General features: G+C 72.3%; 15 protein-coding genes and 1 pseudogene. 9 read left to right on the top strand and 7 right to left on the bottom strand.

Annotated features, from left to right (window positions below; translation table 11 throughout):
- Positions 1–214 precede the first annotated feature (214 nt).
- Positions 215–1,120: pseudogene (locus ACZ4D5_RS24885) on the bottom strand (ABC transporter ATP-binding protein); the annotation flags it as partial.
- Positions 1,121–1,264: 144 nt separating this feature from the next.
- Here ACZ4D5_RS24885 and ACZ4D5_RS24880 point away from each other — a divergent pair.
- Together ACZ4D5_RS24880 and ACZ4D5_RS24875 are read left to right on the top strand one after the other, a co-directional pair.
- Complete coding sequence (locus ACZ4D5_RS24880) at positions 1,265–2,485, top strand: sensor histidine kinase (protein WP_467774602.1); 1,221 nt, start codon at positions 1,265–1,267, stop codon at positions 2,483–2,485.
- Positions 2,482–3,174 carry a response regulator gene (locus tag ACZ4D5_RS24875; protein ID WP_467774601.1) on the top strand — a complete coding sequence of 231 codons (693 nt, stop codon included), beginning with the start codon at positions 2,482–2,484 and terminating at the stop codon, positions 3,172–3,174. The genes ACZ4D5_RS24880 and ACZ4D5_RS24875 overlap by 4 nt, the downstream gene beginning before the upstream one ends.
- Positions 3,175–3,189: 15 nt before the next feature.
- Here the strand turns inward: ACZ4D5_RS24875 and ACZ4D5_RS24870 are convergent, their stop codons facing one another.
- Both ACZ4D5_RS24870 and ACZ4D5_RS24865 read right to left on the bottom strand, forming a co-directional pair.
- Positions 3,190–3,756, bottom strand: a complete 567-nt coding sequence (locus tag ACZ4D5_RS24870) for a CGNR zinc finger domain-containing protein (RefSeq protein WP_467774600.1) — start codon at positions 3,754–3,756, stop codon at positions 3,190–3,192.
- A gap of 102 nt (positions 3,757–3,858) precedes the next feature.
- Positions 3,859–4,656, bottom strand: a complete 798-nt coding sequence (locus ACZ4D5_RS24865; protein WP_467774599.1) for a LysR family substrate-binding domain-containing protein — start codon at positions 4,654–4,656, stop codon at positions 3,859–3,861.
- Between the two features lie 57 nt (positions 4,657–4,713).
- Here ACZ4D5_RS24865 and ACZ4D5_RS24860 point away from each other — a divergent pair, with 57 nt between their 5' ends.
- Positions 4,714–5,133: a DUF5997 family protein gene (locus ACZ4D5_RS24860; RefSeq protein ID WP_467774598.1), complete on the top strand. Its 420-nt coding sequence runs from the start codon at positions 4,714–4,716 to the stop codon at positions 5,131–5,133.
- 508 nt (positions 5,134–5,641) lie between these two features.
- Here ACZ4D5_RS24860 and ACZ4D5_RS24855 read toward each other — a convergent pair.
- Positions 5,642–5,779: a hypothetical protein gene (locus ACZ4D5_RS24855; protein WP_467774597.1), complete on the bottom strand. Its 138-nt coding sequence runs from the start codon at positions 5,777–5,779 to the stop codon at positions 5,642–5,644.
- Between the two features lie 14 nt (positions 5,780–5,793).
- Positions 5,794–6,204: a VOC family protein gene (locus ACZ4D5_RS24850; protein WP_467774596.1), complete on the bottom strand. Its 411-nt coding sequence runs from the start codon at positions 6,202–6,204 to the stop codon at positions 5,794–5,796.
- A gap of 312 nt (positions 6,205–6,516) precedes the next feature.
- Here ACZ4D5_RS24850 and argC point away from each other — a divergent pair, with 312 nt between their 5' ends.
- The 5 genes from argC to ACZ4D5_RS24825 are packed head-to-tail and all read left to right on the top strand — an operon-like array spanning position 6,517 to position 11,380.
- Positions 6,517–7,545 (top strand): N-acetyl-gamma-glutamyl-phosphate reductase, encoded by a 1,029-nt coding sequence (gene argC, locus ACZ4D5_RS24845; protein ID WP_467774595.1) that lies wholly within the window; start codon positions 6,517–6,519, stop codon positions 7,543–7,545.
- Positions 7,542–8,693 (top strand): bifunctional glutamate N-acetyltransferase/amino-acid acetyltransferase ArgJ, encoded by a 1,152-nt coding sequence (gene argJ / locus ACZ4D5_RS24840; protein WP_467774594.1) that lies wholly within the window; start codon positions 7,542–7,544, stop codon positions 8,691–8,693. Before argC ends, argJ begins: the two co-directional genes overlap by 4 nt.
- Positions 8,690–9,625 carry an acetylglutamate kinase gene (gene argB, locus ACZ4D5_RS24835; protein ID WP_467774593.1) on the top strand — a complete coding sequence of 312 codons (936 nt, stop codon included), beginning with the start codon at positions 8,690–8,692 and terminating at the stop codon, positions 9,623–9,625. Before argJ ends, argB begins: the two co-directional genes overlap by 4 nt.
- Positions 9,622–10,815, top strand: a complete 1,194-nt coding sequence (locus ACZ4D5_RS24830; protein WP_467774592.1) for an acetylornithine transaminase — start codon at positions 9,622–9,624, stop codon at positions 10,813–10,815. The genes argB and ACZ4D5_RS24830 overlap by 4 nt, the downstream gene beginning before the upstream one ends.
- A 19-nt stretch (positions 10,816–10,834) precedes the next feature.
- Positions 10,835–11,380 (top strand): arginine repressor, encoded by a 546-nt coding sequence (locus ACZ4D5_RS24825; RefSeq protein WP_362327786.1) that lies wholly within the window; start codon positions 10,835–10,837, stop codon positions 11,378–11,380.
- Positions 11,381–11,452: 72 nt separating this feature from the next.
- Here the strand turns inward: ACZ4D5_RS24825 and ACZ4D5_RS24820 are convergent, their stop codons facing one another.
- Both ACZ4D5_RS24820 and ACZ4D5_RS24815 read right to left on the bottom strand, forming a co-directional pair.
- A complete protein-coding gene (locus tag ACZ4D5_RS24820) occupies positions 11,453–12,445 on the bottom strand; it encodes a bile acid:sodium symporter family protein (RefSeq protein WP_467774591.1) in 993 nt (330 codons plus the stop codon).
- Positions 12,446–12,543: 98 nt separating this feature from the next.
- The gene (locus ACZ4D5_RS24815) at positions 12,544–13,131 is read right to left on the bottom strand and encodes a pyridoxamine 5'-phosphate oxidase family protein (RefSeq protein WP_467774590.1); all 588 of its coding nucleotides are present in this window, start codon (positions 13,129–13,131) and stop codon (positions 12,544–12,546) included.
- Positions 13,132–13,259: 128 nt separating this feature from the next.
- Between ACZ4D5_RS24815 and ACZ4D5_RS24810 the strand changes: the two genes are divergently transcribed.
- Complete coding sequence (locus ACZ4D5_RS24810) at positions 13,260–14,453, top strand: argininosuccinate synthase (RefSeq protein ID WP_467774589.1); 1,194 nt, start codon at positions 13,260–13,262, stop codon at positions 14,451–14,453.
- The last annotated feature ends 39 nt before the right edge of the window (positions 14,454–14,492 follow it).

Raw genomic sequence — 14,492 nt, 5'->3', positions numbered from 1 at the left:
CTGCGCTTTCGGCGACGGCGTCGGCGGCGCTCGTGGCTGTGCCGCCGAGGGTGCCTTCGTCCGCCGGGGCGGTGGTGTCTGCGGTCGCCGTGCCTGTGGTGCTGTCGGTCGCGGCAGTGGTGGTGCCGTCAGTCGGGGCAGTGGTGGTGTCCGCGGTCGCCGCGCCGACGGGGCCTCCACCCACCGGACCCGCGGCGCTCCCGGCCCCCGTGTCCGCCGCGAACTGCACCGTGTCCCTGGTGAGTTCCATGTACGCCTCCTCCAGCGTCGCCCGGTGCGCGGCGATCCCGGAGAACGCCACGCCCGCTCCGCCGAGCAGCGCCACGACGCGCTCCGCGTCGAGCCGCGCGACGGTGAGCGTGTCGCGGCCGGTGGCCGCGACGCTCGCGCCCGCTGCCGTCAGGACCGCCATGGCCCTGGCGCGCTCGCCGGTGCGGACCTCGACGCGGTCGCCCGACGCGGCGGCCAGCAGCTCCCGTACGCTCGTGTCGGCGACGACGCGGCCCCGCCCGATGACGACCAAGTGGTCCGCGGTGTCCTCCAGTTCGCCCATCAGGTGGCTGGAGACCAGCACGGTCCGCCCCTCGGCTGCCAGCGCCCCGAGGAACCCGCGGATCCACTGGATCCCCTCCGGGTCGAGGCCGTTGACGGGCTCGTCGAACAGCAGCACCGGCGGATCGCCGAGCAGCGCCGCCGCGATGCCGAGGCGCTGCCGCATGCCGAGCGAGTAGCCGCCCGCCCGGCGCCGCGCGGCCGCGCCCAGGCCCACCAGGTCGAGCACCTCGTCCACGCGCCGCGCCGGAATCCGGTGCGAGTGCGCCATCCACAGCAGATGGTCGCGCCCGCGCCTGCTGGGGTGCACGGCGGCCGCGTCCAGCAGCGCGCCGACCTCCAACAGCGGGGTGCGCAGCGCCTGGTAGGGGCGCCCGCCGATCAGCGCGACGCCCTCGTCGGCCGTGTCCAGACCGAGCAGGATCCGCAGCGTCGTGGACTTGCCCGCGCCGTTGGGCCCGACGAACCCTGTCACCCGCCCCGGTTCGACGCGGAAGGAGAGCCCGTCCACCGCCGTGACGGCCCCGAACCGTTTGCGCAGCTCGCGCACCTCGATCGTCGCTTCCATGCGTCCGTTCCCTCCCCGTCGCCCTGCCGTGCGGCATCTCGTACGAAGGGAGGCTAGGGGCGCCGACGGCGCGGGTCGTCACGCACCGGAGGGCTCTTCGTATCCCTCACGCGAGGGACTCCGCCGCGCCCCGCGACGGTGACAATGGCACCCGTGAAGCCGACAACTCCCTTGCGTGGCCTGCTTCGAGGGCGGGCCGGGGGATTTCCCGAGGGCCCGGTCGTGGCCGCCGCGCTGCTCGCGCTGGCCGCCGTCGGGGAGGTCCTGTTGCGCGCGGACGGCCGCATCCCGCTCCCGCTGACGCTGTCCCTCGCGCTGGGCGCGACGGCGCCGGTCGCGTTCCTCGCCGCCCCGCAGCGTTCGCCGCGCGGCGAACGGATCGTGGGCGCGGCGGCGCTGACCGCGGGCGGCGCCGGACTCCTGTCGCTCACGCCCTTCCACGTCCTGACCGCCGCCGGGTTCGGCGCGCTCCTCTACGCCCTGCACCGGGCGGGGCGCCGGGGCCCGAAGGCCCTCGCCGCGCTGCTCCCGCTGCCGTTCGTCGTGTACGCGGTCACCGCGCCGGAGGGCACCGGCACCAGGTCCCGCCTTCTCGCCGCGCTGATCGCCGCGTGCGCCGCGGCGGCGTCCGGCACCGGGCTCGCCCGCAGGGCCAGGGACACTGCGCTCGCCCACAGCGCCACCGAGCGGGCCATCGCCGACACCCTGCTCGCACACGCGGCCCGCGGCGAACGGGCCAGGATCGCGAGGGAGTTGCACGACGTGGTCGCCCACCACATCTCGATGATCGCCGTCCAGGCGGAGACCGCGCGGCTCACCACCCCGGGGCTGCCCCCGGCCGGTGCCGAGCGCTTCCTGGCCATCGGCGACACCGCCCGCACCGCGCTCACCGAGATGCGCAGGCTGCTCGGCGTGCTGCGCGAGGACGCAGGTCACGACGCCGTGCCCGACCGCCGCCCGCAGCCGGGCATCGAGCAGCTCGCCGACCTCGTCGACGAGGCACGCGACGCGTCCGGCCGCGCGCTGCGCCTGATCGTCGAGGGGCCGATGCGGCCCCTGGACCCGGGCGTGGAACTCACCGCGTACCGCATCGTCCAGGAAGCCCTCACCAACACCCGGCGGCACGCGCCGGGTGCCGCCGTCGACGTCGAACTCCGTTACGGGGACGACGCGTTGCGCCTGCGCGTGCGCGACAACGGGCCGAGTCCGCACAGCTGCGCGGGGCACGGCGGCGGGCACGGACTGCTCGGCATGCGGGAGCGCGCCGCCACGGCGGGCGGCGCACTGCGGGCGGGTCCGGCGCGCGGTGGCGGCTTCCTGATCGAGGCGACCTTCCCCGCCCCGCCACGAGAGCAGGCCGCATGAGCACCCCGCCCCGCGAGGCCGCCCCACCGCTGCGGATCGTCATCGCCGACGACCACGAGGTCGTCCGCGTCGGCTACGCCGGACTGCTCGCCACCCAGCCCGACTTCACCGTCGTCGGCACCGCGCCGGACGGCGCGGAGGCGGTCCGCGTCTGCCGGGAGCTGCGGCCCGACCTGGTCCTGATGGATGTGCGCATGCCGGTGATGGACGGCATCGAGGCGACCGAGCGCCTGGCGGGGACGGACACCCGCGTCCTCATCCTCACCACCTTCGACCTCGACGAGCACGTGTACGACGCGCTGGGGGCGGGGGCGGCGGGATTCCTGCTCAAGGACGTGACCGCGGAGCACCTCTTCGACGCGGTCCGCGTGGTCGCCGCGGGTGAGGGGTTGCTCGCGCCGACGGTCACGCGCCGGCTCATCGCCGAGTTCGCCCGCATCAGACCCGCCCGTTCCGCACGTCCTGCGCCCCGTGTGGACGCGCTGACACCCCGCGAGACCGAGGTGCTCCGGCTGATCGCGGAAGGCCTCTCCAACCCGGAGATCGCCGCCCGGCTGCACGTCGGCGAGGAGACCGTGAAGACCCATGTGAGCCGCGTCCTCGGCAAGCTGGGCCTGCGGGACCGGACACAGGCGGTGGTGGCGGCGTACGAATCGGGCCTGGTGGTGCCGCGGGCGGCCGACGGCTGACCGCCCGCCCGGCGCCTATGCGCCCGCTGCCCGTGCCGCGCGGCGGTGCGCGGCGACCCGCTCGCGGGTGGCGCAGCGCCGTGAGCAGTAGCGGCGGGCGGCGCCACTGCCCTGGGCGAGGTAGACGTTCGGGCAGCACGGCGAGGCGCAGATGCCGCCGGGGGCGCGCTGTGTGTCCCAGACGAGGACGGTCAGTGCCATGCACGCCGCGGCGAGGAACCACTCGCCCCAGGGGGCGTCGTCGGCGCCGTCCAGATGCGGGTGCCAGGGGGCGGCGCCCCCGTGGGAGGTGAGCCTCAGTGCGCCGGTGCCGCGCGCCAGGAGACCGTTCAGGGCGGCGGCCGCGGCGTCCACGTGGTCGGCGGCGAACACCTCGCGCAGCCGCAGGGCGGCGGCGCGCAGCTCGGCGAGATCGCGGTCGGACACCTGGACGAAGCCGGTCCCGCCGTACTCGCGCAGCAGGGCGGCCACGGTGTCGGGCCGGGCCTCCTCGCCGCTCAGGACGTTGACGAGGTCGGCGGTGCGCCGGGCGACGGCCGACACGGACTGCGGGGTCGACCAGTCGTTGCGGTGAGGGAGCACGCGGCGAATGTAACGCACCGGGCAGGCTTTTCAGTTACGTACGCAATGCCTTGCCCGTGCGGAGGCGTTACGCCGCGACGGCTGCGCCCGGCGACGGGTCGACTACGACCGGCGGCGGGGCTTCCCGCGCTTGGCGGGCTTGGCACGTGCGGTGCCGCCGCGCTGCCCCTTGCCGCCGGACCTGCCCGCCGAGGACTTGCCCGCCGAGGACTTGCCCGCGGCGGGCTTCCGCTTCTGCTGGGTCGCCTTCGCCGGAGCCTTGGCCGCGCCCTGGGACGTGGGCTGCGTGCGGCCGCGCGAGCTGTTGACCGTCCGGCCGCGGACGATGCCGATGAAGTCCTCGACCAGGTCGGGGGTGGTCTCGGCCTCGGGCCACGACAGGGCGACGCGCGACTCGGGGACGTCCGTCAGCGGGCGGTAGGTGAGGTCCTTGCGGTGGTGGAGGCGGGCGAGCGACTGCGGGACGACGAGCAGACCCACGCCCGCGGCGACCAGCTCGACGGCGTCCGCGGTGGTGGCGGGGCGCTCGTACGCGGCCAGGCCGGGGGGCCGCTCCCATCCGAGGGTGTCGTCCAGGGGGTGGAAGACCACCTCGTCGGCGAGGTCCTCGGGGGACACCTCGTCGACGGCCGCCGCGGCGTGGTCCTTGGGGATCACGACGACGGTCGTCTCGGTGTAGAGGGGGATCGCGCTGAGATCCGTACGGTCGAAGGGCAGTCGCACGAATCCGGCGTCGGCGCCGCCGCCGCGCAGCACCTCGGGTGCCTCGGCGGCGGAGACCTGGAGGAGGGTCAGCGGGACGTCGGGCAGCCGCTCGTTCCAGATCCGCACCCACTTGGTGGGCGTCACCCCCGGGACGTAGGCGAGCCGGAACGAAGGGGTTACTTCCGAGCCTGTCACCTCGCCAGGCTACCGGTCGTGGTCGGAGGTCGCGCACATGCTCGATACCCTTGACACATGACGTCGCACCAGACCACCCAGACCATGAAGCCCGCGACCGCGGCGAAGAAGCTGGGTGTGTACCTCCAGGCCACGCCCGCCGAGTTCCAGGAGGGCGTCGTCTCGCGCAGCGAGCTGAACGCGCTGCAGGCCGACCCGCCCGAGTGGCTCCAGGAGCTGCGCCGCAACGGCCCGCACCCCCGCCCGGTGGTCGCGGCGAAGCTCGGCGTCTCCATCGCGGGCCTCGCCCGCGGCGGGGTCACGGAGCCGCTCACCACGGAGCAGATCGAAGCGCTGAAGCAGGAGCTGCCGGGCTGGCTGCGCGAGGAGCGCGCCACGCAGGCCGAGGTCCGCAAGGAGGCGGTCCGCATCAAGGAGAAGCAGGCGGAGAAGCAGGCGAAGCAGCGCGAGCGGACGTCGGACGCCCCGCGCGACTGACGGGTCCCGACTCCGGTCCCGCCCCCGATCCTGGTTCCGGTTCCGGTTCCGGTCCCGGTCCAGGTCCCGACCTCGTCCGTCGGACGAGTGACGCCGACATCGCCGCCCCCGCGATCACCGCGGCCAGATGTACGCACGCCGCGACCGCGAGCAGCGCCCACGCCTCGAGGACGCCGGTCAGCAGCCGCCCGGGGAGCTCCCGCTCCTCGGGGCGGGCCAGACCGGCGGTGCCGCCCGCCACCCGGACCGGCTGTGCGGACTAGTTCTCGCGAGGGCCGGCGCGTCGACCCGCGGCGCGTGGGTCACGCCGTACCGGTGGGCCGCCGGGCCGTCCCCCCCGGCGTACCGAAGGAGCGGCCGCCCCGTCGGCACGACCGGCTGTCGCGCCGTCTCCACCCGCCCGAGGCGGCCGTGGAGGCCATCCGCTCCGGCCGCGGCCTTCCACGCGCTCCGGCCGCCTTCACCTGCGCCGTGCGCCGTGCGTCGCGCGCCGATTCGCCCGGCCGCTTCAGGCCGGTGTCCCGACCGCCGGGCTCTCCTCGCTCACTTCGTCAGACGTCTTCTCGTCACTCGGGTCGTCCGGGTCGTCCGGGCCGTTCAGGCGCTGTGCCTCGGCACGTGCGCGGCCCCAGGCGGGGTGACACATGGCAGCCTCCTTCGTCAGCGGAGTTCCTGGATGCGGATCAGGTTGCCCGCGGGATCGCGGAAGGCGCAGTCGCGGATGCCGTACGGCTGGTCGGTCGGGTCCTGGACGACCTCCGCGTCGCCTGCCCGCACCTTCGCGAAGGTGTCGTCGAGGTCCGGGGTGGCCAGCAGGATCCAGCCGTAGGTGCCCTTGGCCATCATCTCGCTGATGGTGCGGCGCTCGGCCTCGGTGACCCCGGGGTCGACGGCGGGCGGTGCCAGGAGGATGGACGTGCTGGGCTGGCCTGCGGGGCCGACCGTGATCCAGCGCATCGTTCCCTGCCCGACGTCGCTGCGGACCTCGAAGCCGAGCACGTCCCGGTAGAAGGCCAGGGAGGCGTCCGGGTCGACATGGGGAAGAACGCTCGTGTGAATGGTGATGTCCATGCCTTGAATGCTAGGGACATCTCCCTGACCTGTGCTTCTCCAATCCTGACCGATGACGCGTGCGGCGCTCCGCGGCCCCGCGCCGAGACCGTCGGGGACGTGGTGAGGTCGAGGCGGCCCGAGAAGGCGGCCCGAGAAAGCGGCAGGGGGAGCGCGGTGTGCGGCCGGTTCGTCACCATGGTCATGATCTTCCTCTGAGCTGGCCGGGCCCGCGTCCGCGCACGGCATCCCCGCCCACGGCAGCAGGCCGATGACGGCATTGCATAAAACTGCGGCTCCGCGTATAGTCATGCCATCCAAGAGGAGGGTTCCATGGCGGTACGCGCAGCAGTGGCAGGAGCGAGCGGGTATGCGGGCGGCGAGCTGCTGCGCCTGTTGCTCGTCCACCCCGAGGTGGAGATCGGCGCCCTGACCGGCAACACGAACGCGGGCCAGCGCCTGGGTGCGCTGCAGCCGCATCTCCTTCCGCTCGCCGACCGCGTCCTGGCGCCGACCACCGCCGAGGTCCTCGCGGGCCACGATGTCGTCTTCCTCGCCCTGCCCCACGGGCAGTCCGCCGCCGTCGCCGACCAGCTCGGCCCCGACGTCCTCGTCGTCGACATGGGCGCCGACTTCCGGCTGAAGGACGCGGGGGACTGGGAGAAGTTCTACGGGAGCCCGCACGCGGGTACCTGGCCCTACGGCCTGCCCGAACTCCCGGGCGCACGCGCCGCGTTGGCGGGGGCCAAGCGCATCGCGGTGCCCGGTTGCTACCCTACCGCCGTCTCGCTCGCCCTCTTCCCCGCGTACGCCGCGGACCTCGTCGAGACCGACGCGGTGATCGTCGCCGCGTCCGGCACCTCCGGCGCGGGCAAGGCCGCCAAGCCCCACCTCCTGGGCTCCGAGGTCATGGGGAACATGTCCCCGTACGGAGTGGGCGGCGTGCACCGGCACACCCCCGAGATGATCCAGAACCTGAGCGCGGCCGCGGGCGCCCCCGTCACCGTCTCCTTCACGCCGACCCTGGCCCCGATGCCCCGCGGCATCCTCGCCACCTGCAGCGCGAAGGCGAAGGACGGCGTCACCGCCGAGTCCGCGCGGGCCGTGTACGAGAAGGCCTTCGCCGACGAACCGTTCGTGCACCTGCTCCCCGAGGGGCAGTGGCCGAACACCGCCGCCGTGTACGGCTCGAACGCCGCGCACGTCCAGGTCGCCTGCGACGAGGCGGCCGGCCGCGTGATCGTGATCAGCGCCATCGACAACCTGACCAAGGGCACCGCCGGCGGCGCCCTGCAGAGCATGAACATCGCCCTCGGCCTCGACGAGGCCACCGGGCTCTCTACGATCGGAGTCGCGCCGTGAGTGTGACGGCAGCCAAGGGATTCACGGCCGCGGGCATCGCCGCCGGGATCAAGGAGAACGGCAACCCGGACCTGGCCCTCGTGGTCAACACCGGGCCGCGCCTTGCCGCCGCGGGCGTCTTCACCTCCAACCGCGTCAAGGCCGCCCCCGTCCTGTGGTCGGAGCAGGTCCTCAAGGGCGGTCTCGTCTCCGCCGTCGTCCTCAACTCCGGCGGCGCCAACGCCTGTACGGGGCCCAAGGGCTTCCAGGACACGCACGCCACCGCCGAGAAGGTGGCCGACGTCCTCTCCCTCAACGCGGGCGAGGTCGCCGTCGCGTCGACCGGACTCATCGGCGTGACGCTCCCGATGGACAAGCTCCTGCCGGGGGTCGAGAAGGCCGCGGGCGAACTCTCCGCGCACGGCGGCGAGAAGGCCGCCATCGCCATCAAGACCACCGACAGCGTGCACAAGACGTCCGTCGTCACCAAGGACGGCTGGACGGTCGGCGGCATGGCCAAGGGCGCGGGCATGCTCGCCCCCGGCCTCGCCACCATGCTCGTGGTCCTGACCACCGACGCCGACCTCGGCGCCGACGTCCTGGACAAGGCGCTGCGCGACGCCACCCGGCTCACCTTCGACCGCGTCGACTCCGACGGCTGCATGTCCACCAACGACACGGTGCTGCTCCTCGCCTCGGGCGCGGCCGAAGTCACCCCGGAGTACGCCGAGTTCGCCGAGGCCGTCCGCGAGGTCTGCGACGACCTCGGACGGCAGCTCATCGGCGACGCGGAGGGCGCGAGCAAGGACATCAAGGTGGAGGTCGTGAACGCCGCGAGCGAGGCCGACGCCGTCGAGGTCGGCCGGTCCATCGCCCGCAACAACCTCCTCAAGTGCGCCCTGCACGGCGAGGACCCCAACTGGGGCCGGGTGCTCTCCGCGATCGGCACGACCTCCGCGGTCTTCGACCCGAACCAGCTGAACGTCGCCATCAACGGTGTCTGGGTCTGCAGGAACGGCTCGGTCGGCGAGGACCGCGAGCTCGTCGACATGCGCTACCGCGAGGTCGTCATCAGCGCCGACCTCGCGGCGGGCGCCGAGACCGCGACGATCTGGACCAACGACCTCACCGCCGACTACGTCCACGAGAACAGCGCGTACTCGTCATGAGCGACGACACGGGGAAGGACCCCGGCAGTCAGCCCACCGCCCGCAAGCACACCGCGCTCCCCAAGGCGCAGATCCTCATCGAGGCGCTGCCCTGGCTCACCCGGCACCACGGCAAGACCGTCGTCATCAAGTTCGGCGGCAACGCCATGGTCGACGAGGAGCTGAAGGCCGCCTTCGCCCAGGACGTCGTCTTCCTGCACCACGCGGGCCTCAGGCCCGTGGTGGTGCACGGCGGCGGGCCGCAGATCAGCAAGGCCCTCGAGCGGCACGGCATCGTCAGCGAGTTCAAGGCGGGCCTGCGCGTCACCACCGAGGACGCCATGGACGTCGTACGCATGGTGCTCGCCGGACAGGTGCAGCGCGAGCTCGTCGGCCTCCTGAACCAGCACGGACCGCTCGCCGTCGGCCTCACCGGCGAGGACGCGCACACCATCACCGCCACCAAGCACCAGCCCCGCATCGAGGGCGAACTGGTCGACATCGGCCGGGTCGGCGAGATCACCGAGATCGACACCGGCGCCATCGAGGCGCTGCTCGCCGACGGCCGCATCCCGGTCGTCTCCTCGATCGCCCGATCCCAGGACGACGGACATGTCTACAACGTCAATGCTGATACGGCGGCTTCGGCACTCGCTGCGGCGCTTGGTGCCGAGACGTTGATGGTCCTCACCGACGTCGAGGGCCTCTACGAGGACTGGCCGAACTCCGACGAGGTCATCAGCAGGCTCACCGCGAAGGAGCTGGAGAAGCTCCTGCCCGAGCTGGCCAGCGGCATGGTCCCCAAGATGGAGGGCTGCCTGCACGCCGTGCGCAACGGCGTCGAGACGGCCCGCGTGATCGACGGCCGCGTCCAGCACTCGATCCTGCTGGAGATCTTCACCGACGAAGGAATCGGCACGATGGTCGTGCCCGACGAGGAGGGGGAGTCATGAGCAACCAGGAGCTGACCGCCCGCTGGCAGGGCGCGCTCATGGACAACTACGGCACGCCGAGGCTCCCCCTCGTGCGCGGCGCGGGCACCAGGCTGTGGGACGCCGACGGCAAGGAGTACGTCGACTTCGTCGGCGGCATCGCGGTCAACGCCCTCGGCCACGCCCACCCGGCGGTCGTCGAGGCGGTGAGCGCGCAGATCGGCTCGCTCGGCCACGTCTCGAACCTCTTCGTCGCCGAGCCGCCCGTCGTGCTCGCCGAGAAGCTGCTGCGGCTCTTCGGGCGCGCGGGCCGGGTGTACTTCTGCAACTCCGGCGCCGAGGCCAACGAGGGTGCCTTCAAGCTCGGCCGGCTGACCGGACGATCGCACATGGTCGCCACCGACGGCGGCTTCCACGGCCGGACCATGGGGGCGCTCGCCCTCACCGGACAGCCCGGCAAGCAGGAGCCGTTCCTGCCGCTGCCCGGCGACGTCACCCACGTCCCGTACGGCGACGTCGAGGCCCTGCGCGCGGCCGTCACCACCGAGACCGCCCTCGTGATCATCGAGCCGGTCCAGGGCGAGAACGGCGTCGTCGTGCCGCCCGCGGGCTATCTCAAGGCGGCCCGCGAGATCACCGCGGCCACCGGCACGCTGCTCGTCCTCGACGAGGTGCAGACCGGAATCGGCCGCACCGGCCACTGGTTCGAGTACCTCGCGCACGACGGCGTCGAGCCGGACGTCGTCACGCTCGCGAAGGGTCTGGGCGGCGGGCTCCCGCTCGGCGCGACCGTCGCCTTCGGCGCGGCGGCCGAGCTCTTCAGGCCCGGTCACCACGGCACGACGTTCGGCGGGAACCCCGTCGCGTGCGCCGCGGGCATCGCCGTCCTGGACACCATCGAGGCCGAGGGCCTCCTGGAGAACACCAAGCGGGCGGGCGGAAAGCTGCGCGACGGAATCGAGTCACTGGGACACCCGCTCGTAGGGCATGTCAGGGGCTCGGGCCTGCTGCTGGGTATCGTGCTCACCGAGCCGCTCGCGCCCCGGGCGCAGCAGGCGGCTCAGGACGCCGGCTTCCTGGTGAACGCGCCCGCCCCCGATGTCGTACGGCTGATGCCCCCGCTGAACGTGCGCGACGACGAGGTGGACGCCTTCCTCCACGCGTTGCCCGGCATCCTGGACAAGGCTCTTGAAGCCGACGGGGACGAATGATCCGGAGATTGAGACGACGATGAGCCAGGCGCAAGGCAACGAGCACGGCGACCACGCGGGTCCCGCCGTGCCGCAGACCCGCACCGCACGCCACCGCCGGATCGTGGACATCCTCAACCGGCAACCGGTGCGCTCCCAGAGCCAGCTGGCGAAGCTGCTCGCCGACGACGGCCTGACCGTCACGCAGGCGACGCTCTCCCGGGACCTGGACGAGCTGAACGCGGTGAAGATCCGCAACGCCGAGGGCGACCTCATCTACGCGGTGCCGAGCGAGGGCGGTTTCCGCACCCCGCGCGCGCCGCTGGGGGAGTCGGCCAAGGAGGAGCGGATGCGGCGTCTCTCCGCGGAGCTGCTGATCTCCGCGGAGGCCTCGGCGAACCTCGTCGTCCTGCGCACCCCGCCGGGCGCCGCCCAGTTCCTGGCATCGGCCATCGACCAGGCCGAGCTGCACGACATCCTCGGCACGATCGCGGGCGACGACACGCTGATGCTGATCAGCAGGGAGCCGGCGGGGGGTCAGGCACTGGCGGACCACTTGCTGCGCCTGGCCTCGAACGACCACTGAGTCTGGCCCCCGGACCTCGAGCGCCGTCGATCACCGGCTTCGCCGAGTTCGTCCTCAATCTCCCCCAAGCTCTTAAGGAGCAGGGCGGTGCCCCCTCGACGGGCTCGATTTTCTCGCCATCCACGCCGCCACCACCGCTCCCGACACGTTGTGCCACACCGAGAACACCGCCGAGGGCAACGCGGCCAGGGGACTGAAGTGGGCCGTGGCAAGGGACGCCGCGAGGCCCGAGTTCTGCATGCCGACCTCGAAGGCCATGGCCCGCGAGGCCGGCGGGCCGAGCCGCGCCAGCCTGCCCGCGCCGTAACCGAGCGCGAGGCCGAGCCCGTTGTGGAGGAACACCGCGAGGAACACCAGTGCCGCGGCCGACTTGATGGCCGCGGCACTGCCCGCGACGACGATCGCCACGATGGCGGCGATGGTCAGCGCCGACAGCCACGGCAGCGCGCCGAGCACCCGGTCGACGTACCGCCCGAAGAGCAGGCGTACGACAAGGCCCGCGATGACCGGCAGCAGGACGGTCTTGAGGATGTCCGTCACCATCGAGCCCGCGTCCACCGGCAGGTACTCGCCCGCGAGCAGCAGCGTCAGCGGCGGTGTGATCAGCGGCGCGAGGACGGTCGAGACGGTGGCGACCGACACGGAGAGCGCCACGTCGCCGCGCGCCAGATAGGTGACGACGTTGGACGCGGTGCCGCTCGGCGCGCAGCCCACCAGGATCACACCGGCCGCCAACTGCGGTGAGAGGCCGAGCGCGTGGGCGATCAGCCAGCCGAGCCCCGGCATGATCACGTAGTGCGCGACGAGTCCGAGCGCGACGGCCCAGGGCCGCTTGACCACGCCCTGGAAGTCCAGCGGGGTCATGGTCAGACCCATGCAGAACATCACCACGCCGAGCAGGTACGGGACGTTCGTCCCCCAGCCCTCGAAGACGTCCGGCACGAGGAGGCCGAGGGCGCCCGCGGCCAGGACGAGGACGGGGAAGACGGTGACGGCACGGCGGGCCGCCTTGTCGGCGGTGCCCGCGTCGTCGGCAGGGGTGGGGATCGTCTGTTCGGATTGCACGGCGCGATGCAACGCCCCGGCCCCGCGCGTGCGCAACCCCGTCTCGGTATGTGGTCGCTACACGGAGGTTCGCGTCCGGGGCCGTGCCCGCGGCTCGCTCAGGCGGCGCTCGGCGGCAGCGGCAGGGGAAGCCCCGGGAGCCCGTCGATGCTCTGCGCTATGTGCTCCTTCTTGGCGAAGTAGGCGCTGAGCGACGCGTCGTCCTCGCGCGCGAACCGCTTGCCGTGCAGGTCGCGTTCCTCGTCGTACGTCATGAAGGGCACCGCGTAGCCACAGGTGTCGCGGACGAGGTCGGCGTGCACGACGATGATGGCGCGCAGCCCGTGCGGCGTCGGGTCGATGTCGGGGAAGTGGCCGAGCAGTTCCTTGAAGCGGGGGTCGTCGCGGAAGACGGGCTCGCCGCGGCCGTGCACCCGCACGATGTTGGGCGGTCCCTGGAAGGCGCACCACATGAGCGTGATGCGGCCGTTCTCCCGCAGGTGCGCGATGGTCTCGGCGTTGCTGCCCGCGAAGTCCAGGTAAGCGACGGTCAGTTCGTCGACGACGGCGAAGGAGCCCTTGAGGCCCTTGGGGGAGAGGTTGATCGTGCCGTCGTCGGCGAGGGGTGCGGTCGCGGTGAAGAACATCGGCTGTTCCTCGATGAAGGTACGGAGCCTGCCGTCGATGCGTTCGTAAGTCTTTCCCATGTCTAAGGATTATTGATCAGAAGTCCTTCGCTTGTCTAACGAAAATCATGTCGACCGGATTGACGAAACATACGGTGCACTGCATACTCATGCATATCAGCGAACGCACCGCACGCAAGGAGGGCCCCGTGACCGAGCGCGTCGTACTCGCCTACTCGGGCGGCCTCGACACCTCCGTCGCCATCGGCTGGATCGCCGAGGAGACGGGCGCCGAGGTCATCGCCGTCGCCGTGGACGTCGGCCAGGGCGGCGAGGACCTGGACGTCATCCGCAAGCGCGCGCTCGCCTGCGGTGCGGTCGAGGCCGAAGTCGCCGACGCCGAGGACGAGTTCGCCGAGGAGTACTGCCTCCCGGCGATCAAGGCGAACGCCCTCTACATGGACCGCTATCCGCTGGTCTCCGCCCTCTCGCGGCCCGTGATCGTCAAGCACCTGGTCGCCGCGGCCGAGAAGCACGGCGCCACCACGGTCGCCCACGGCTGCACGGGCAAGGGCAACGACCAGGTGCGGTTCGAGGCCGGCATCGTGGCCCTCGCCCCCGATCTCACGTGTATCGCCCCGGTCCGTGACTATGCGATGACCCGGGACAAGGCGATCGCCTTCTGCGAGGAGAAGCAGCTCCCGATCGCCACCTCCAAGAAGTCCCCGTACTCCATCGATCAGAACGTCTTCGGACGGGCCGTCGAGACGGGCTTCCTGGAGGACATCTGGAACGCGCCGATCGAGGACGTCTACGAGTACACCGCCGACCCCGCCGAGCCCCGCGAGGCCGACGAGGTCGTCATCTCCTTCAAGGAGGGCGTCCCGGTCGCGATCGACGGCAGGCCCGTCACCGTCCTCCAGGCGATCAAGGAGCTCAACGAGCGCGCGGGCGCCCAGGGCGTCGGCCGGATCGACATGGTCGAGGACCGCCTGGTCGGCATCAAGTCCCGTGAGGTGTACGAGGCTCCGGGCGCCATCGCCCTGATCACCGCCCACCAGGAGCTGGAGAACGTCACGGTCGAGCGCGAACTCGCCCGCTACAAGCGGCAGGTCGAGCAGCGCTGGGGCGAACTGGTCTACGACGGCCTGTGGTTCTCGCCGCTCAGGCGCGCCCTGGACGGCTTCGTCAACGAGGCGAACCAGGACGTCACCGGAGACATCCGGATGACCCTGCACGGCGGTCGTGCCGTGGTCACGGGCCGGAAGTCCGACCGGTCGCTCTACGACTTCAACCTCGCCACCTACGACTCGGGCGATACGTTCGACCAGTCCAAGGCGCAGGGCTTCATCGAGATCTTCGGCCTCTCGTCGAAGATCGCCGCCCGGCGCGACCTCGCATGAGGCGTGACCGGCCCTGCCGGTCACGCGTCATCGGCCCTA

The organism is Streptomyces sp. NPDC025651, assembly GCF_055558735.1.
This window is presented reverse-complemented; position numbering and strand designations above follow the sequence as displayed.